This is a genomic window from Bartonella sp. AA9NXGY (assembly GCF_042196845.1).
GTDB lineage: Bacteria > Pseudomonadota > Alphaproteobacteria > Rhizobiales > Rhizobiaceae > Bartonella.
In genome coordinates, this window is the sequence record NZ_JBHIRB010000005.1 from 111,443 (window position 1) to 131,268 (window position 19,826).

16 protein-coding genes and 3 pseudogenes are annotated in these 19,826 nt (G+C 40.4%); 17 read left to right on the plus strand and 2 right to left on the minus strand.

Features of this window, described 5'->3' with window-relative positions; translation table 11 throughout:
* Positions 1-1,056: cell envelope biogenesis protein TolA (locus ACFIM6_RS04115; protein ID WP_375611762.1), on the plus strand; the 1,056-nt coding region annotated here is incomplete at its 5' end.
* A gap of 38 nt (positions 1,057-1,094) precedes the next feature.
* The gene (gene tolB, locus ACFIM6_RS04120; RefSeq protein WP_375611763.1) at positions 1,095-2,420 is read left to right on the plus strand and encodes a Tol-Pal system beta propeller repeat protein TolB; all 1,326 of its coding nucleotides are present in this window, start codon (positions 1,095-1,097) and stop codon (positions 2,418-2,420) included.
* A 1,064-nt stretch (positions 2,421-3,484) separates the two neighbouring features.
* Here the strand turns inward: tolB and ACFIM6_RS04125 are convergent.
* Positions 3,485-4,231, minus strand: coding sequence for a YebC/PmpR family DNA-binding transcriptional regulator (locus ACFIM6_RS04125; protein ID WP_254492472.1), 747 nt, complete (start codon positions 4,229-4,231; stop codon positions 3,485-3,487).
* A gap of 368 nt (positions 4,232-4,599) precedes the next feature.
* On the opposite strand from ACFIM6_RS04125, the gene ACFIM6_RS04130 reads away from it, so the two are divergent.
* The 15 genes and pseudogenes from ACFIM6_RS04130 to ACFIM6_RS04200 all read left to right on the plus strand — a co-directional run bounded on the left by ACFIM6_RS04130 (position 4,600) and on the right by ACFIM6_RS04200 (position 18,868).
* Complete coding sequence (locus ACFIM6_RS04130) at positions 4,600-5,295, plus strand: DUF1013 domain-containing protein (RefSeq protein ID WP_375611764.1); 696 nt, start codon at positions 4,600-4,602, stop codon at positions 5,293-5,295.
* 205 nt (positions 5,296-5,500) lie between these two features.
* Entirely contained in the window at positions 5,501-6,022 is a 522-nt protein-coding gene (pal, locus tag ACFIM6_RS04135; protein WP_375611765.1) for a peptidoglycan-associated lipoprotein Pal, read from the plus strand.
* A gap of 52 nt (positions 6,023-6,074) precedes the next feature.
* Complete coding sequence (locus ACFIM6_RS04140) at positions 6,075-7,979, plus strand: tol-pal system protein (RefSeq protein ID WP_375611766.1); 1,905 nt, start codon at positions 6,075-6,077, stop codon at positions 7,977-7,979.
* Between the two features lie 18 nt (positions 7,980-7,997).
* Positions 7,998-9,485 (plus strand): tRNA lysidine(34) synthetase TilS, encoded by a 1,488-nt coding sequence (gene tilS, locus ACFIM6_RS04145; RefSeq protein ID WP_375611767.1) that lies wholly within the window; start codon positions 7,998-8,000, stop codon positions 9,483-9,485.
* Between the two features lie 114 nt (positions 9,486-9,599).
* On the plus strand, positions 9,600-11,762 hold the full coding sequence (gene ftsH / locus ACFIM6_RS04150) for an ATP-dependent zinc metalloprotease FtsH (protein ID WP_375611768.1): 2,163 nt from the start codon (positions 9,600-9,602) through the stop codon (positions 11,760-11,762).
* 553 nt (positions 11,763-12,315) lie between these two features.
* On the plus strand, positions 12,316-13,689 hold the full coding sequence (gene glmM / locus ACFIM6_RS04155) for a phosphoglucosamine mutase (RefSeq protein ID WP_375611769.1): 1,374 nt from the start codon (positions 12,316-12,318) through the stop codon (positions 13,687-13,689).
* 268 nt (positions 13,690-13,957) lie between these two features.
* Positions 13,958-14,188: a MerR family DNA-binding transcriptional regulator gene (locus tag ACFIM6_RS04160; RefSeq protein ID WP_375611770.1), complete on the plus strand. Its 231-nt coding sequence runs from the start codon at positions 13,958-13,960 to the stop codon at positions 14,186-14,188.
* Positions 14,143-14,579: pseudogene (locus ACFIM6_RS04165) on the plus strand (IS607 family transposase). The gene ACFIM6_RS04160 and the pseudogene ACFIM6_RS04165 overlap by 46 nt, the downstream one beginning before the upstream one ends.
* Before the next feature lie 50 nt (positions 14,580-14,629).
* Positions 14,630-14,770, plus strand: coding sequence for a helix-turn-helix domain-containing protein (locus tag ACFIM6_RS04170; RefSeq protein WP_375611780.1), 141 nt, complete (start codon positions 14,630-14,632; stop codon positions 14,768-14,770).
* 23 nt (positions 14,771-14,793) lie between these two features.
* The gene (locus ACFIM6_RS04175; RefSeq protein ID WP_375611771.1) at positions 14,794-15,771 is read left to right on the plus strand and encodes an RNA-guided endonuclease InsQ/TnpB family protein; all 978 of its coding nucleotides are present in this window, start codon (positions 14,794-14,796) and stop codon (positions 15,769-15,771) included.
* Positions 15,772-16,319: 548 nt separating this feature from the next.
* Positions 16,320-16,448: a hypothetical protein gene (locus tag ACFIM6_RS04180; RefSeq protein ID WP_375611781.1), complete on the plus strand. Its 129-nt coding sequence runs from the start codon at positions 16,320-16,322 to the stop codon at positions 16,446-16,448.
* Positions 16,420-16,665, plus strand: a pseudogene (locus tag ACFIM6_RS04185) (HigA family addiction module antitoxin). The gene ACFIM6_RS04180 and the pseudogene ACFIM6_RS04185 overlap by 29 nt, the downstream one beginning before the upstream one ends.
* 197 nt (positions 16,666-16,862) lie before the next feature.
* Positions 16,863-17,051, plus strand: coding sequence for an antitoxin VbhA family protein (locus ACFIM6_RS04190; RefSeq protein WP_375610266.1), 189 nt, complete (start codon positions 16,863-16,865; stop codon positions 17,049-17,051).
* Complete coding sequence (gene vbhT / locus ACFIM6_RS04195; RefSeq protein ID WP_375611772.1) at positions 17,038-18,555, plus strand: type II toxin-antitoxin system protein adenylyltransferase VbhT; 1,518 nt, start codon at positions 17,038-17,040, stop codon at positions 18,553-18,555. The genes ACFIM6_RS04190 and vbhT overlap by 14 nt, the downstream gene beginning before the upstream one ends.
* Before the next feature lie 166 nt (positions 18,556-18,721).
* Positions 18,722-18,868, plus strand: a complete 147-nt coding sequence (locus ACFIM6_RS04200) for a type II toxin-antitoxin system RelB/DinJ family antitoxin (RefSeq protein WP_375611773.1) — start codon at positions 18,722-18,724, stop codon at positions 18,866-18,868.
* A gap of 790 nt (positions 18,869-19,658) precedes the next feature.
* On the opposite strand, the pseudogene ACFIM6_RS04205 reads toward ACFIM6_RS04200, so the two are convergent.
* A pseudogene (locus tag ACFIM6_RS04205) lies at positions 19,659-19,826 on the minus strand (P-type DNA transfer ATPase VirB11); the annotation flags it as partial.

The window sequence follows — 19,826 nt, forward strand, 5'->3', positions numbered from 1 at the left end:
AAGGTTGCGCCTGAGATGCCTTTGGAGGCACCGGAGGATGCGCCCAAGGTTGCGCCTGAGATGCCTTTGGAGGCACCGGAGGATGCGCCCAAGGTTGCGCCTGAGATGCCTTTGGAGGCACCACCGGAGGGTGCGCCCAAGGCTGCACCTGAGATGCCTTTGGAGGCACTACCGGAGGATGCGCCCAAGGCTGCACCTGAGACGCCTTTGGAGGCACTACCGGAGGATGCGCCCAAGGTTGCGCCTGAGATGCCTTTGGAGGCACCACCGGAGGGTGCGCCCAAGGCTGCACCTGAGATGCCTTTGGAGGCACCGGAGGATGCGCCCAAGGTTGCGCCTGAGATGCCTTTGAGAGTGCCGGAAGATGCCTCTAAGGTTGCGCTCAAGCCTGCGCACAAAAATGAAGAGATGATATCGCCAAAAGAATTGGCTCCAACGGTCCCAAAAGTACCAGCAGAGCAGATTGTTCATCAAGCGCCCAAAATTGTACTTCCAGAAAAATCTCTTCTTCCACAGTTTAAACCAAAGTTTGACGGAGAATTTCCAAAGAAGAATGAGGCTGCATTGAATCAAAAGACGCCAAAGCTTAACAAGAAAAACCAAGAGAAACAGACCATTGAAGATATTTTAGCTCTGGAGGAAAATAATTTGCTCAATCGTGCGCGGTCACAAGGAGGGGGAGCAAAACGTTCTCATACACCAGAAGCTTTGGGTGCAAGAAAAAATATTAATGATACCACAAAAATGGCACAAACATTGGTCAATATTGTGGGGGGATGTATTCAACAGAAGCTTAAACTTGTGGCGCTTGGCGGCGATTTAAAAAATCGTCCGGTCGTGCGGTTGCGATTTTATTTAGACCGTGAAGGGATAGTTGTGGGCGATCCTATCATTGATCCCGTAAGCGGTCTTGAGAGTCAACAAGCTATTATGATAAGGCAGGTGTATGCTGCTGTCTTTTCATGCCAACCTTATGCAGATCTCCCACGTGATCAATATGATCTATGGGGGCAAGGTTTTGACTTTAATGTTGATCCCCTCCAAGAAATAAGATGATAAACGAGAAAAAAGCGCTTAACGAAAGGACACATTCCATGATGACTATAACGAGACATAAAGTTTTTGCTTGGTTTATTGTCACTTGTGGGTTGTGGCTTTCAAGTATTTCATCGGGTTATGCGCAATTGAAAGGAACTATTTCGAGCGCTGATTTTAATCCCATTCCCATTGCAATTACAGACTTTATTTCCAATGATTCGATTGGGTTGAAAATATCTGCTGTGGTGACAGCCGATCTCGAACGGTCGGGGCTGTTTTTACCGCTTGATAAAGCAAATTTTTTTGAAAACATTTCTAATCCTAATAAACAACCACATTTTGCTTCTTGGCAGAAAATAAAAGCGCAAGGTTTAGTTACTGGGCAAGTCATGAGAGAAATCGATGGACGTTTGAGGGTCGATTTTCGTTTATGGGATGTGTTTGGACAAAGACAATTGAAAGGACGGCGTTTTTATACTGCGACAGAACGTTGGCGGCGTGTGGCACATATGATCGCAGATGAGATCTATAGTGAGATGACAGGAGAAAGTGGTTATTTTGATACACGAATTGTTTTTATCGATGAAACAGGTCCTCAAAATGCACGCATTAAACGTTTAGCAATGATGGATCAAGATGGAGCAAATTTGATTTATATGTCTGATGGAAGTGAATTGGTGCTTACACCGCGGTTTTCACCAAAAAGACAAGAATTGACCTATATGGCTTACGAGGACAATCAAGTACCTCATGTTTATCTCCAACAAATTGAAATGGGGCAAAGAGAGTTGATCGGAACGTTTAATAACATGACAATTGCTCCACGTTTTTCTTCTGATGGACAAAAAGTTATCATGAGTTTGTTACAAAATGATGGGAGTGCCAATCTTTACACTATGGATTTACGAACCCGTACGATGACGCGACTTACAACAACTTCTGCTATTGATACTTCTGCTTCTTATTCACCGGATGGAAAACAAATTGTCTTTTCTTCAGATCGTAGTGGAAAGCCGCAAATCTATAAAATGAATGCGGATGGGAGTGATATTCAGCGTATTTCTTCAAACGATGGGAGTTATTCAACACCTATTTGGTCTCCACGGGGTGACTATATCGCCTTTACAAAACAATTAAGCGGACAATTTTCTATCGGTGTTATGCGCCCTGATGGACAAGGAGAACGAATTTTAACCACAGGGTTTCACAATGAAGGACCAACGTGGGCCCCTAATGGTCGTGTGCTGATGTTCTTTCGCAAAAATCCCGGTATGGGACCAAAAATTTATACGATTGATATTACGGGTCGCAATGAACGACAACTCCCTACCCCCAATGATGCTTCAGATCCAGCATGGTCGCCTTTGCTCAATGTACAGTAAAACAAAATGCTTAAAAACAGAATATAGAAGGAATATAGTCTACACAGTCTCAAGTTTAAACAATCTCAATAGTTTTTTAATTATTTAAAAGAAGGAATTGATTATAGTGGGTATGGGGAGTTATGTAGATTTCATCTATCATCTATGGTTGTTGATCGATAATGGAATTTCCTTGGGGGAAAATGCTTAAAAAAATTCAAAACAAGACCTTGAAAAAATAGAGCCGAAAATTCTAAGATCTCTAGAGTTCAACTTTTTATTCAAAGTGTCGCTATATATATTTTTTTAAACTTCCTCTTCGATTTTGTTTGTGAAGAGTCCTCTTGTCAGGGGGGGCTGTTGCTCTTTGATGTGTTTTATTCAAGTACGCGGTTGTTTTAGGTCTGAATATTGATTGATTGGTAAGAGCAAAAGGACAGATTTTTAAGATAAATGACGTTATTTTAGAAATATACGATGCCATAAAGTCAAAAATTTATCCGCAACGGATTAGAGAGATGTACCGGCTTTTTGTACAATACTTTGCTAAACAATCAGCTCTGGCTTTCCATTTGCTTATTTTTATTCTGTGATGTTGTAAAAACACTGCCCTTTGAGGTGTGGGGATATAGGGCGTATAAACCTCCTTGATATATTCTAAGTGTTTTTTAAGTGCGTAGCGAATATTTAGGGGAGTGTATGTTTGTTGAGCCTTAAGTTTCAAGTGAATTTTATGAGTGATTCGTCATAGGAATACGTCAAGAAACCCCTAATTGTTTAGAGGCTAGATCATTTCATTACTTGAGAGCGGAGAGAGGAGGTTAATCTTAAAGAACAAAAAGATCAAATAGAGAGGAATATAGGGATAATCTTTGGGGCATGTAAGAAAGGCGTGAGGCTACAGAGTTTTGTATGCTTTCTTTTTGGGATTATGTTTTCTGAAATTAATTGCGGTTTTCTTGTTGCACTGACAGCTTTTCCCCGCTATTGACGCGGGGCTTTTATATGTGCGGATAAAGAGGAGAGGTGACAGATGCTTTTGAAGCCCTCATGCATGAAGAGAGGGCTTATGCAAATGATGGGAATTATACAGACAATTTTGCCAAAATCTCATCACTGACATCAAAATTTGCATAAACATTTTGCACATCATCATCTTCTTCTAATGTTGAAATTAGTCGTAAAACAGATAAAGCTTTTTCTTCATCTATTGGTGCAAGGGTGGTGGCTTTCCAAATCGTTTTAATCGATTCTGCTTCACCAAGTTTTGCTTCAAGTGTTTTGGAAACTTCACCAATATCTTCAAATGCGCAGGTAATATGATGTCCGGTTTCTTCTGATTGCACATCTTCGGCACCGGCTTCAATTGCTGCATCCATGATGTTATCGGCTGTTCCTGCTTCTGGCTTATAGATTATTTCACCAATCCGATTAAACATGAAACTGACCGATCCTGTTTCCCCTAAGGCTCCTCCTGATTTTGTGAAGGCGGCGCGCACATTTGAAGCGGTGCGGTTGCGGTTATCAGTTAAAGCTTCAACAATGACGGCAACGCCGCCTGGTCCATAGCCCTCATAGCGTACTTCATCATAATTTTCGACATCGGCGCCTGACGCTTTTTTAATCGCGCGTTCAATATTATCTTTCGGCATCGATTGTGCTTTGGCATTTTGAACAGCCAGCCTTAAACGTGGGTTCATGGCTGGATCAGGAGCACCTTGTTTTGCTGCTACGGTAATTTCGCGCGCAAGCTTAGAAAATATCTTCGAGCGCATTGCATCTTGACGCCCTTTACGGTGCATAATATTCTTAAATTGTGAATGGCCTGCCATAGTTTTCCTTCCTATTTGAGGGCTTTTTTGCCAGTTGGATACTCCTTAGAATTTAAGGCGATAAAGCACGCATCCCACCAGAATAAATGTGCCACAGCATGAGGTGAAATAATCGAATAAACCCTTTATAAGAAAATTCATCTTAAAGGTAAAGACACCTTAGTTGAGGATCATTACAAGAGAGATCTCTTGTCGTTGAGCAAAAATAACGCTATAACAGAATGTAATCTCATAGCAAAATGGTTTATTCCATGCCGCACTTTGTTTTAGGAGTGGTTGGAGAGACCTAAACATATAAAAAAGTTCCAGTGCTCTTGAGTGGGCGGTAACCTGCCTCATAGAAGAGGCGCAGAAGAGGATTTATAAAAATGGCAACGCAACTTTTGATGCCCAAAGCAACAGCTGTTTGGTTGGTTGATAATACAGCTCTTTCTTTTGATCAGATTGCAGAATTTTGTAAATTGCATGTCTTGGAAGTAAAAGCTATTGCCGATGGTGATGCGGCTTATGGTATTAAAGGTTTAGATCCGATTAGTTCTGGGCAATTGACGCGCAGTGAAATTGCACGGGTGGAGGCTGATCAAAACGCACGATTGAAAATTTCTCAATCGAGGGTGCATATTCCTGAAAAAAAACGTAAAGGGGCGCGCTATATCCCTCTTTCTCGACGCCAAGATCGTCCCAATGGTATCCTATGGTTGGTGACGAACCATCCCGAGTTGAAAGATGCACAAATTGCACGGTTGATTGGGACAACAAAAGCGACAATTGAACAAATCCGCCTTAGAACCCATTGGAATAGTGCAAATTTGGTTCCTCTTGATCCTGTAGGGCTTGGTTTGTGTTCGCAAATCGATTTAGATTTTGAGCTCCAGCGTGCGGCGAAAAATCGTCCTGTTGCTGCAGAAGAAGATAGGTCGTTGCTTCCCGCTTCTGTGACGGAAAACGCTGCTCTAGAGGAAAATGAGAGTGAAGAAAATCTGCATAAGACTTTTGACGCTGATAAAGTTTTTGCAAAGCTGAACGCGCTGCAAAAAAATCGTCAAGATCAAGATGATGCATAAAAAGCCATGACGCATAAGGGAAACATTTCTTATGGAAATGTTAGAGGAATGGCCAAAGAGAAGAAAAATTGGCAGAGACTCAAAAGTAAAAATGAGGACGAAAAAAAAACAGAAAAAATTTCGTCTTCATTAGGAATTAACGGTTATTCTTAAAAATATTTTTAAGAATTGACCCTTCTTTACGAAATTCAAGGAGAAACGGACTATGCGCTCTACCAAAAAAACCATCTCTCATTCCTTAGCTATCCTCTTTCTTTTCTCACTATGCCTGGGTGGGTGTGGCAAAAAAAATGTTGGTGCACTTAACGGTATGAATGGCGCTTATATGAATGATGCTGGTTTGAATCAGGTGTCACCAGGCTCAGGACAAGAATTTACGGTTAATGTGGGTGATCGCGTGTTTTTTGGTCTCGATTCTTCTTCACTTGATGCTGATGCTGAACGTATTTTAACGCGCCAAGCAGAATGGTTGCTTCATTATCCTTATTATTCTATTATGATCGAAGGTCATGCTGATGAGAGGGGAACACGTGAATATAACTTGGCACTTGGACAGCGCCGTGCTGTTGCTGTGCGAAACTATTTGGTGTCTCTTGGTGTGTCCGCACAACGGATTCAAACAATTTCTTACGGAAAAGAAAGACCTGTAGCAGTATGTGATGATATTTCCTGTTGGAATCAAAATCGACGTGCTGTGACAACGTTGAGTGACATGAATAATCATTAAAAAGAAGATTGTTTGTTTCAACTATTCAATAAGCTCTTAAGGGGAAAAAAGAATGTATCGTAAAATCAATTGGAAAACACTCTTTTATATGGGGGTTTTCATAGCTTGTTCTACTTCACTTGTTCAAAGTGCGGCACGAAAGGCTTCCGAATATCCTGCACATGATACGGATAAAGTTGATGCAGTTGATAAGGCAACTGATGACGTGAAGAAAGCACCTGAAGCAGCTGATAAAGCAGCATCTGATGTGATAGAAAAAGCCACTGACGCTGTTGATAAGGCTGTCGATGCTGTGAAGGAAGCACCTGAAGCAGCTGATAAAGCAGCATCTGATGTGATAGAAAAAGCCACTGACGCTGTTGATAAGGCTGTCGATGCTGTGAAAGAAGCACCTGAAGCAGCTGATAAAGCAGCATCTGATGTGATAGAAAAAGCCACTGACGCTGTTGATAAGGCTGTCGATGCTGTGAAGGAAGCACCTGAAGCAGCTGATAAAGCAGCATCTGATGTGATAGAAAAAGCCACTGACGCTGTTGATAAGGCTGTCGATGCTGTGAAAGAAGCACCTGAAGCAGCTGATAAAGCAGCATCTGATGTGATAGAAAAAGCCACTGACGCTGTTGATAAGGCTGTCGATGCTGTGAAAGAAGCACCTGAAGCAGCTGATAAAGCAGCATCTGATGTGATAGAAAAAGCCACTGACGCTGTTGATAAGGCTGTCGATGCTGTGAAAGAAGCACCTGAAGCAGCTGATAAAGCAGCATCTGATGTGATAGAAAAAGCCACTGACGCTGTTGATAAGGCAACTGATGCAGTGAAGAAAGCACCTGAAGCAGCTGATAAAGCAGCATCTGATGTGATAGAAAAAGCCACTGACGTTGTTAATAAGGCTGTTGATGCTGTGAAGGAAGCACCTGAAGCAGCTGATAAAGCAGCATCTGATGTGATAGAAAAAGCCACTGACGCTGTTGATAAGGCTGTCGATGCTGTGAAAGAAGCACCTGAAGCAGCTGATAAAGCAGCATCTGATGTGATAGAAAAAGCCACTGACGCTGTTGATAAGGCAACTGATGCAGTGAAGAAAGCACCTGAAGCAGCTAATAAAGCAGCATCTGATGTGATAGAAAAAGCCACTGACGCTGTTAATAAGGCTGTTGATGCAGTGAAGAAAGCACCTGAAGCAGCTGATAAAGCAGCATCTGATGTGGTGGAAAAAGCTACTAGTGTTGCAGAGCACCAAGGGATTATTTTAGAGAATCAACAGGCTTTATTTAAAGATTATGATTTAGATAAGCTTTTGCATAAGATACGAATGGTGCTTGAGCATAACAGTTTAAAAAATGTTAACAAGCAGTTTCACGAGCTTTTTGATACAGAAGCCTCTTCTGTTTATTCTTGTTCTTTTGAAAAGTCTGCTGTAGATGAAAAATCTCAGACTGTAAAAGAAGAGATGGAGCAGGACTATAGTACAGGTGACCAGACAAAGGTTGCTGCTGTGGAAGCTAAGGTGGAGAGCCATGACCATGAAAACAGTCAACCTTTTAACAAAGCGCATGAAGTAAGTGCTCCAATTGAAGCACATCAGAGTGACAATCTTTCTTCTTCTAAAGCTTTGTATAAGGAAGGGTATGATTTTATTCGTTCTGCTAACTATGTTGATGCTGAAAAAAGCTTTTGCGCTTTTCAAAATCGTTACAAAAAAGATCCTTTGAGTGATGATGCTTTATTTTGGTTGGCCGAATCTTTGTTGGGGCAAAAACGCTATCATGAAGCAGCACAAGTTTATCTTACCGCATGGTATGCAGATAAAAAGAAGCTCTATACCTCCGAGATTTTACTGAAATTAGCAAGAAGTATGGTCGCTCTTGAGCCAAATAAAGACGATTGTGCTCATTTTGTGAAAAAATCAAAACGTCAACAAACATTAGCATCTGTTTTTTGTAAACCTGCAAAATAAACAGCGAGGTCGTTTTCGGTGTGCGTTAGACTGGCAAGAAATCTCTTTAAAACATCGGATTTTATTCAATGTCAGAAGTTGATTCTTGCCGTCTCAGGGGGAAGTGATTCTTTGGCTTTGATGTTTTTGGTCAAAGAGCATTTGGAAACACTCGTATTTCCTCCAGAAATGATTGTTGTCACGGTTGATCATCAATTGCGTAAAGAATCGATGCGTGAGGCAGAAACTGTTGCGAAAATTTGTCGTGTCCATGATATTCAACATATCACTGTGCGATGGGAAGGCGAAAAGCCAAAGACGCATATTGCTTCCAGCGCGCGTGTTGCACGCTATGATCTCTTGGTTAAAGAAGCACAAAAACAAGGCGCATCACTTATTATGACGGGGCATACACTCAATGATCAGGTTGAGACCTATCAAATGCGGTATCAACGTCTCCAAAAGAATAGAGGTGCTTTATATAGTGAAGCTGTTGCCATGCGCGATGAGGTTTATGCCAGTGGTTTTGCTGGTATTTTGCGTGGTGAAGCCGAGGGTATACGTGATGAGGATCATACCAGAAAAACAAGAAAAAATATTGCCGAAAAAAACTATGGTCCCCTCTATGAACGTGGTTTATCCTGTATTCCGCGTGAGGCGCTGTTGCATAGAAAAGTGCGTTTGATTCGGCCACTCCTTGGTGTAAAACGCCAAACATTACGGAATTATTTACGCTTACAAGGACAAACATGGATTGATGATCCAACCAATGAAGATCGCAATTTTGAACGTGTGCGCGTGCGTCAATCTCTTTCTCCACAAAAATTGGCTTATATTGCTCAAAAAATAAATGAAGCCGCATTGCAGCGTCGTCAACAAGCTAAAAATATTGCTGATTTGATCTTAGCGCTGGATATTACTGTCCAACATGGGCGTTGTTTCATAGAAAAGCCTGCGCTGTTTTTACAGAAACATTCCAGTTTTCCTTTTGTGGTGGGGCTCTTTGCTGTGCTGATGGGAGGGGGATTTTATTTGCTCCCCAATCAGAAATTAAGCATGCTTGTTCAAAAACTCTGTCTTGATTCTCCAGAAAAGCGGCGTTTTACTTATGCGGGCTCTGTTATTGAATATAACAAGCAGGGAATTTCTTTGTGGCGTGAAGGGCGAAATATGAAAGAGGCTATTGTTGAGCCAGATAAAACTTTTATATGGGATGGGCGCTATCATATCACAAATCATGGATATGAGGCTATAAAGGTTGGAGCCGCAAATTTAGAACAGCTGAAATTTTTATTAAAAAATAGCGATTTTGAGCTTGAAAAGCCTCATTTTCCCTCTTTACAATCGCTGCTGATGATCTCAAATCATAAAGGGTATGATATTCCAGAGTTGATTTCTCAAGCAGTTGTTCATAAACATGTTATCGTCAAGCGAATTATGGCACCTTTCGATTGGCTTTCCTCACGAGAAGATGCAGCCTTGGTGAATGTTGTGGAACCTTTTTTTAATATTGAGGTGAAAAGATAAAGGAAAATTACTCTAAAAGAAAATAAACAGCTTCTCATCCCTTGGCAAGGGGCTGACAAGGTTATATGTTAAGGGGAACTGTTTGAAATCTATATTTGATTAAGTGGGCTGAATATGAATTCCAATTACCGCTCTCTCCTTATTTGGGGAGTTATTGCATTGATTTTGATTGTGTCGTTTTCTCTCTTTAATGGAGATAGCCAACGTTCTGGTGGTGGAGAAGTCTCCTATTCTGAATTTTTGCAAAAAGTTGAGAATAATGAGTTGAAATCTGTGACCATTCAAGGTCAAAAATTAACAGGAAAAACCATTGAACATAGAGCTATTTCAACCTATGCTCCTCGCGATCCAGGTTTGATACAAAAATTGGAAAGCAAAAACGTTAATGTTAAAGCTATTCCTGAAAGCTCTGGAAATAGCATTTTCCTCAATCTCCTCTTTTCCTTATTACCTGTTATTATTATCGTGGGGGCGTGGGTCTTTTTTATGCGGCAAATGCAAAATGGGTCACGCGGTGCAATGGGATTTGGGAAATCGAAAGCAAGATTGCTTAATGAAGCGCAAGGACGTATTACCTTTAAAGATGTTGCTGGCGTTGAAGAAGCAAAGCAAGATCTTCAAGAAATTGTTGAATTTTTACGCGAACCACAAAAATTTCAACGCTTAGGGGGGCGTATCCCACGCGGTGTTTTGCTTGTTGGTCCTCCAGGAACCGGTAAAACTTTGCTAGCACGTTCTGTGGCCGGTGAAGCCAATGTGCCATTCTTTACCATTTCAGGGTCTGATTTTGTGGAAATGTTTGTTGGTGTTGGGGCAAGCCGTGTGCGCGATATGTTCGAACAGGCTAAAAAAAATGCACCTTGTATTATCTTTATTGATGAAATCGATGCTGTTGGGCGCCATAGGGGGGCTGGTCTTGGCGGTGGAAACGATGAACGTGAACAGACCTTAAACCAGTTGCTTGTCGAAATGGATGGGTTTGAGCCCAATGAAAGTATTATTCTTATTGCCGCAACAAACCGTCCCGATGTGCTTGATCCCGCTTTGTTAAGACCAGGGCGTTTCGACCGACAAGTTGTTGTGCCAAACCCTGATGTTTCTGGGCGTGAACAAATCTTGAAAGTGCATGTGCGCAACGTGCCTTTAGCGCCTAACGTTGATTTGAAAATTTTGGCAAGGGGAACACCAGGATTTTCCGGTGCAGACCTGATGAATCTGGTCAATGAAGCTGCTCTTATGGCTGCGAGCCGTAATAAAAGAGTTGTCACGATGCAAGAATTCGAAGATGCCAAAGATAAGGTGATGATGGGGGCTGAACGTCGTTCAACCGCTATGACACAAGAGGAAAAAGAACTCACTGCTTATCACGAAGCAGGACATGCTATTGTGGCTCTTAATGTGCCGGTTGCTGATCCTGTTCACAAAGCAACAATCGTTCCAAGGGGAAGAGCATTGGGAATGGTGATGCAATTGCCTGAAGGCGATCGCTATTCTATGAGTTATCGGTGGATGATTTCTCGTCTGGCCATTATGATGGGTGGACGTGTGGCTGAAGAATTAAAGTTTGGAAAGGAAAATATCACATCTGGTGCTTCTTCTGATATTGAACAAGCAACGAAATTAGCACGCGCGATGATCACACGGTGGGGATTTTCTGATCTGCTTGGAAATGTAGCTTATGGCGATAACCAAGATGAAGTCTTTTTGGGTCATTCTGTTGCGCGAACACAAAATGTCTCTGAAGAAACAGCGCGCATGATTGATATGGAAGTGCGTAAGCTTATTGATGATGCCTATAAAAATGCGACAAACATTTTGAAAACAAAAAGAAAAGAATGGTTTGCTTTGGCACAAGGTTTGTTGGAATATGAGACTTTAACGGGAGCTGAAATTAACGAAGTTATTGCAGGAAAGCCTCCTTCACGCACACAGAAAGATGAGGGTGCTGCGCCACGGGGGTCTTCTGTTCCAAAAACTGGAACGGTCAGAGCAGAGATAACAGTGGTAGATGAAAAAAACGCTGAAGCAGCTCCTAAAATAGTGCCTCATAAAGAAGAGACCGATAAAGGCAAGGCAGGTAAAGCAGAGGCAGTTGTTGGGAAAAAAACAGCAAAATCCGGTAATGTTGGGCCTAAGGAGGCTCAGTCTAAAGAAGTGCAATCGGATGAGACTGAGAAAAAAGCACAAAGCACAAAAGGCACCACAAAATCAGTCAACCGCTCTAAAAGTAATGCTGAAAAGAAGTCCAATACTGCGGGACATGATAAAGAAAAATAAGAACTGTTTAATATCGCTTGAGTGACGATGTTTTAGGAAAACTTCTAAATTCTTTGAGAAAGGCGCAAGTTTTGTTTGCGCCTTTCTTGTAATATTTGCAAAAATATGGAAGCAAAAAATTAAGCAAAGCCGTTGTATGATGGCGGCTTTAGCATGCTACAAGGCGAGGTGGACTGTTGCTTTTCTAATGTGGTAGGGGGTTGTAAGGTTAGGCGATAGATTTCCTTGCTGATTTGGTAGGGTGTGAGGTTTGGTGCTGGGTTTCTTTACGGATTTAGCAAGTGTGTGAAATTATCCGTTGGTTGTGTTAAAGGGATGTATAGAGCATTTTGAGGAGATAATATTGCTTTTATGTGTGAGGGTGTAAACATAATTGCTTGAGAGTGGTTTAGATGTGTAGATGGTGAATAGGGGGCTTGATTGTTTAAATGCATGAAGGTTTAGATCAATGATCTGATTTTATACGGGGAGCGGGGGGACTATTGTACCAAGGGGGCTTGTTAGGGTTTTAAGGAAAAGCCAAGGGAAGAATTATATATTAAAGGAAAGAGGCATGGTGCAAAAATATTTTGGTACAGATGGAATTCGGGGGAAAGCCAATTCATTTCCTATGACACCCGATTTTGCCATGAAGGTGGGGATGGCTGTAGGGGTTTTATTTCGCTCACAACATCAATCTCATCGTGTGGTGATTGGCAAGGATACACGATTATCTGGCTATATGTTGGAAAACGCTTTGGTTTCAGGGTTGACTGCTGCGGGGATGGAAGCTTTTTTATTGGGTCCAGTGCCAACCCCTGCTGTTGCAATGCTTTGCCGCTCTTTGCGAGCGGATCTTGGGGTGATGATTTCTGCTTCTCATAATCCGTTCTATGATAATGGAATTAAACTTTTTGGTCCTGATGGTTTTAAGCTTTCAGATGATATGGAAGCGAAAATTGAACAATTGATCGATACAGATCTTTCAAAGTCTTTAGCAAGTTCTGCCGAAATTGGTTATGCAAAACGGGTTGAGGGAGATATTTATCGTTATATTGAATATGCCAAACGAACTTTGCCACGTGATGTTCGCTTAGATACTGTGCGTATTGTTGTGGATTGTGCCAATGGGGCTACTTATAAAGCGGCTCCCCGTGCTTTATGGGAATTGGGGGCTGAGGTTTTTGCTATTCATGATGAGCCCAATGGGACCAATATTAATCAAAAATGTGGATCAACCGATTTAAGCTCTTTAAAACGAAAAGTGCATGAAGTGCGTGCTGATGTGGGGATTGCTCTTGATGGAGATGGAGATCGGGTTCTCATTGTTGATGAAAAAGCACAAACGGTTGATGGAGATCAGTTAATTGCTGTAATTGCTGAAAATTGGCATAAAATGGGACGATTACGGTGCAATGGTGTTGTCACAACGATTATGTCAAATCTTGGACTAGAGCGTTTCTTGAATAGCAAAGGGTTGCACCTTGTAAGGACAAAAGTTGGAGATCGTTATGTTGTCGATGCCATGCGCCAAAAGGGATATAATGTTGGTGGTGAGGCTTCTGGCCATATCGTGCTTAGTGATTTTGGTACAACGGGTGATGGCTTGGTGGCTGCATTGCAGATTTTAGCCTGTATGAAGGAAAGTCAAAGCCCTATGAGCCAATTGTGTAAACGGTTTGAACCTGTACCGCAAATTTTAAAAAATGTAACGATTAAAAATAAAAATGTCTTGAAAAAAAATCCCGTCAAAGCGGCCATTGATCAAGCAGAGAAGCGGTTAGGAAAAGAGGCACGGCTGGTGATCCGCGCTTCTGGAACTGAGCCGGTTATCCGCCTTATGGCTGAAGGCGATGCACGAGAAGTATTGGACACTGTCGTGACAGAGTTGATGGATGTTATTATTCATCATGATGTACGCATGGGGACTGCACTTGAGGAATCTTGAATTTTTTGAAAAAATTATCAGATCATCTTTGAATAAAGGTCTGATTTTAATGCGGGATTTTGGCAATTACAAAAGGAAAGTCCAATTCTAATAACTACAATGCGTATAGATTTCTCTATAGTTCGTAAGATATAAAAAATATGCCTTTTTTTGATTTTCCTTTTTCTTTTACTTATTCGTAAATCGGTTATTAGTTTAACAGAGTTTGTAGTGGGGGGCTTTAACAGCTTATTTGTAATCTATTTATATCTGTGTAATAATATACATTATGGATAGATTTATTGGGATAGGTAAGGCCGCTCAAGTTTTGGGTGTTTCGATCAGCACTCTACGCCGTTGGGAATGTGAAGACAAAATTATTTCTGAGCACACGGCAGGAGGTCACCGCCGTTATGACCTATCTAGGCTTAGACCTGAGCTTTTCATTCGAGAGAACTATCACAAAGAAAAACCATTGCTTATGCGCGTGTATCGAGCCATGATCAAAAAGACGATTTAGAGCGACAAAAACAGGTTCTCGAGCTTTATTGCGCAAGCCAAGGTGGACTTATGAACTCATCTCTGATTTAGGGTCAGGGATGAATTATCGTAAAAAAGGTCTTAAACGTTTGTTGGATGCTCTCATTGAAAATGAAATAGGTCGTTTGGTGATTACGCATAAAGATCGTTTATTGCGCTTTGGTGCGGAATTGGTCTTCGCCATTTGTGAAGCCAAACAAGTTGAGGTTGTCATTCTCAATCAAGGAGAAGAAAGCAGTTTTGAAGAAGATTTAGCCAAAGATGTTTTAGAAATTATTACTGTCTTCAGTGCTCGTCTTTATGGAAGTCGTTCGAGAAAAAATCAAAAGTTATTAGAGAATGTTCGTCAAGCTGTAGAAGCATCGCAATGATTGTTGCTCACAAAATAGCTCTAGACTTAAACAATAAACAACGAAGCTACATGGCTCGAGCCAGTGGTTGCGCGCGCTTTGCTTATAATTGGGCACTGAAGGAATGGCAGCAGCAATATGAAGCATGGAAGAAAGATAATAATTTACAAAGCCTAATGACTATGCGCTACGTAGACAATTCAATTCTCTAAAACGAGAACAATTTCCATGGATAATGGAAGTCACTAAAAATGCTCCACAAATGGCAATTATTCAATTGGGTATGGCTTTTAAGAATTTCTTTTCAGGAAGAAGCCGATATCCCACTTTGAGAAAGAAAGGAGTGCACGATCGTTTTACTTTAACCAATGATCAAGTACAGTTGCAAGGTTCCAAGATAAGAATTCCCAAACTTGGTTGGGTTCGTCTGCGAGAACAATTGCGATTTCAAGGAAAGATCTTGTCAGTAACCATTAGCCGTAAAGCGGATCGGTGGTTTGTAAGTCTTAGCGTTGAAACCAATAATCAAGAGCCACTGAGCGAGAACCAAGCTATTGTTGGTCTTGATTTGGGCGTCAATGCACTTGCAACGCTTTCGACAGGAGAAACCATAAGAAGCGTTAAACCTTATAAGGCTTTGCTAAATCGTTTACGACGCTTATCACGAAAGCTAAGCCGTAAGCAAAAAGGCTCGAGCAATCGTTATAAGGAGAAACAAAAACTCGCTAAGCTTCATGCACGAATAAGTAATATCAGAACAGATCATTTGCATAAGGTTACAACAGATTTAATTCAGCGTTTTGGTACATTTTGTCTGGAAGATCTTCATGTAAAAGGTTTGCTGAAAAATCAGCATTTATCGCGTGCCCTTGCAGATCAAAGTTTTTTCGAGTTTCGCCGTCAATTGGAATATAAGGCGGCACGTTATGGTCGACAGATTGTTATTGCAGATCGTTGGTATGCGAGCAGTAAGATCTGCCATCATTGCGGATGTAAGATTGAACAATTACCTCTTAGCATACGTGAGTGGAGATGTTCTCATTGTGGTACGAACCATGATAGAGACATTAATGCCGCGATTAATTTAAAAAACTTGGCGGTGAGTTCCACCGTGTCAGCCTGTGGAGAGGAATGCTCTGGGCAATGTCCTGTGACTTTGGTGAAACCAGCCTTGAAGAAGCAGGAAATCAACAGTATATTTAATCAGAAATGATTATATTTACATAAGTTTGATAGAACGGGAGTTTAAGTGTTATTCATTCTTTTTACTGGACATACAGCGGGTGCAGCGCCCCATGAACATCAAACAGCAATGGTTATTGTGGTTATATCATCTTGATGTTTCTAAGTGCCGCTGCCAATTGGGGATATGATACGCTCCTATTACGTTTAGCTCCTCCTAATTATGAACTTATACTTTTCCAATAATTAGTAGAATAATGAGAAAGAGATGAGAATGATCAATTTTTTTACGACAGTTCTAATGTTTATAAAGTAAAAAAGCCATGTGATGTAAAAATAATGAACATTTTTGGATCTTGGAAGGGTACACTCTATATTCATTTATGATTTTAAGATTTAAACATAAAAGGATTGAAGCCTTCTATAATACTGGTACGACTGAAGGGATTAGAACCGCCCATGCTCAAAAATTAAAGCGTATTCTAAGTGCTCTTGAAGGAGATGTATCGCCAAAAGATTTTGAGTTATCCGTCTTTTTGATTACATCTGCTAAAAGGTGATTTCAAGGATTATTGGTTAATTACTGTAAATGGAAATTGTCGCGTAATATTTCGCTTTGATAGCATAGATGTCGAAATGGTTGATTATCTGGATTATCATCAAAAAGGAGATCTAAACAATGATGAAGAATCCTTCACATCCCAGTGAATTATTGCGAGAAGATGTGATCAAAGAGCTTGGTTTATCCGTTAATGAAGCAGCAGAGTAGCTTGGTATATCTCGTGTAGCACTTTCTAGAGTTTTAAATGGAAAAGCCGCTATGAGTGCTAATCTTGCTATTAGGCTTGAAATGTCTGGTGTAAGCACAGCACGTGCTTGGCTTGCTATGCAAACAAATTATGATCTATCAAAAAAAAATCCTTAACAACAGTCCCATGATCAAGATTGCATAAAAGAGTTTCAAATGGCAGTTAAATTTTTGCAACAGAAACGTATACAAGAGCTAAATCATGCGTATGAGCGTACAAGGTCAAAAGATGTAACGCGGGTAAGACAAGGAATAAAATCTTGTTTCTATAGTCTGTTTGGCTATAATAAATGTAAGCAAATGAGGGTTTTAATATGTTGAGTGAAGAGGAACTTAAGCTGCGTCGCCTCTATGCTGAAAATGCATTGGCAAGCCAACGTTTAGAGGGATTAGAGCCAGATCCGCTGGTTGTTGCACAAATGGAGCGTGTTATTATTGGAGAGCTTGAAACAAGTGATATCATCACAGATTATATGGAGAGGGTAAAACGTGGAGAAGTATAAGGGGAGCGGTGATCCTTATACTGATCCTGAAACTGGTGTGATGTATAATCGGTTTGGTATTAAAGACAAAGCCACGCTACAACGTGTAGAATCTACGATTTCTTATGTGAAATCTTTCGAATTTGTACATACTCCTATTGGTGGTAAGTTTGATCTGGATTACATGAAAGAGATTCATAGAAGACTGTTTGGCGACATATATGAATGGGCGGGACAAGTTCGTTTAGTGGATATTGCCAAAGGCAATAGTATGTTTGCTAGTTATAATCAGATTGAAAGTTATGCACCGAAGATTACAAAAAAGCTTGCAAAAGAACAGTATCTGCGTGGTCTTGGCGCTTATGACTTTAGCCAAAGGGCTGGGTATTACATGGGCGAATTGAATGCGTTGCATCCGTTTCGAGAGGGGAATGGGCGTACTCAGCGTGAATTTATGGTGCAACTGGCTCGTGAAGCTGGTTATCATATCAACTGGAAGGGTATTGAGCGACAAGAAATGACACGTGCGTCAATTGAAGCACATTTTGGTAATTCAGAATATCTATCTGCACTCATCTATAAGAACCTTACCAAGTTTACAGAAAATAAAAGGGATGATGTTTCTCAAGGTATTGGCAAAAATATTGCTTTTTGCGTTGATCTTAATAAAGAGTGCTTGGAACAACAAAAAGAGAAGATTGAAACTCCTTGGGATAGAGAAAAGACAAGTTTTGCTAAACGTCAAAAAGAAGAACTTGAACAATTACAAAATGATTTGAATGTTGTTGCAAAAGCAACAGAACGAGAGCCATACCTTGCTGCTTATATAGATAATTCTAATCTAGAACAGAAGGTGCTAAGCGCTCTTAGAAATAAAAAATCTTACATTGATGTGTTTAAGGAGTTAAACAGTCATTTAGCATCTATTTATAGAGATCCACAAGAGGCTGCGTTTAGGATTGAGCAAACGATTTTAGCAGGTAAAGGCGATAAACTTCCTGATATTTTGGATAGGGCACCTGATAGAGCGGGCGAACTGCGTGGGTCAGATCGTTTTATCGATAAATTGAAGGCTACAGGAAAAGAACGAAAAGAAGCGCTTTATCATGTTCCTCTTGCTGTTTCTACTATGAGAGAGCTTCAATCCTTTTATAAGAATTCTTATGAGACACATATGGATAGTGTTACACGGGAGCGTGAGCGATTGAAAGTTGAGGTTCCGTCACTTTCACAAGAAGCAGTGACTTTTATGAAAAATGTTGAAGCTGGTTGTGATAGTTATTCAAAGATACCAGAGCAGGTTAATCAAGAGTTTTTAAAGCTACAAAGTGTTTTAGATAAACGTTTTGGACATGATGCCATTCATAAATATGGTTTTGATTTATCAAAAGCAATCCCCAAAGAACAGTCTTATAATAAAGAACGCATAAAAGAGTTTCAAATGGCAGTTAAGTTTTTGCAACAGAGACAACAGGAGAAAATCAACGCAATAGCGCGTGCAAGATCAATAGATATGATACGGTAAGGGCAAGGATAAAGCCTTATGCTGTATAAGCCCTATTAAGCCATATGGCAAAAGAGAGGTAATCAAAAGAGGTTTAATATGGGTGTGACAAAAGACGTTGTATGTGCCTGCATAGATAGGGCGTTAAAAAAAATTCGGTGAAATATTAGCAAGTTTAGGACTTACGGTGTCTGATTTCATCCGTATTGCTTTGACAAAAGTTGTTCATGAAAAAGGATTGCCGTTTGATATGTCTATTTCTAATGCGAAAACGCTTAAAACTTTCGAGAAAAGTGACAAGGTTAAAGAGATATGTATTGCTGAAGATAGGTAAGATTTGTTTTGTCATTTGGATATTTGATATTTCTGATCATTCACTTCAAATTAGCTTTTAATTTACATCATTATCGTTATGGGTGTTTCCGTATATTGAATGATGTATGCAAACCGTGATTGAAATGGCAGCTTATTGAATTTCTGTGAAAGAAGAAGGCATATCGCCTGAATAATTATTTGATATTGTTTCTTTTATTGCTACTCATTCAGATGCTGGTGGTCTTATGCAAGGGTTGAGAGAAAGCCAAGGAAAGTTAGGTTTAAAAGCATAAGAGTAAAAGTGGGGGATATAAGGTTATAGCCTTTTTTGGTGGTTAAAATATTCCGGTGTTGATCGAAGATATTTACAGTCAATCATCTTGAGGTAATTTGACAAAATCAGAGAGGAATGCGTTGAAGAAAATTTTTATATTGCGCCTTGATGAATATCGAAAAGAATAATAATGGATAAGGCACATAAAGCAGGATCTCGTATATTACAAGGTGCTCGTGAAGCTCTTGTCTGAAGCTAAAGGTGAAGCGGATACTAAATTTGGTATCTATATTCCTGCAAATGTTGATGTCAAAAAAAATCAGAAAAAATATAGGGTTATAGATATCATTTTCGGCACGTTTTGGTTTTCCTGTGGGGCGCATTCGTGATTGGGAATGGGGATGATATTTTTACTTCTTTTTACTTGTTGTTTTCGATTATTGACACTGAACTTGAAGCGATTAATCGTGTTTTTAAGAAAGCTCTATTGGTATAGTTTTTGCTTATAAAAAAGGGTGTGAGGGGTAGCGTTTTTTTAAAAAGCATCACGGCGTTTGAAAGGGTCGTAATAGATTTCTGTTACACGAAATTTTCCTTCGAGGCGTTTACATTGGATGATGACATCAATCATCGAGATTAATAAGCCGCGGATATCATCGCGTGCTAAATTACCACCACCGTCACTTTCTTTGACTAAAAGGGT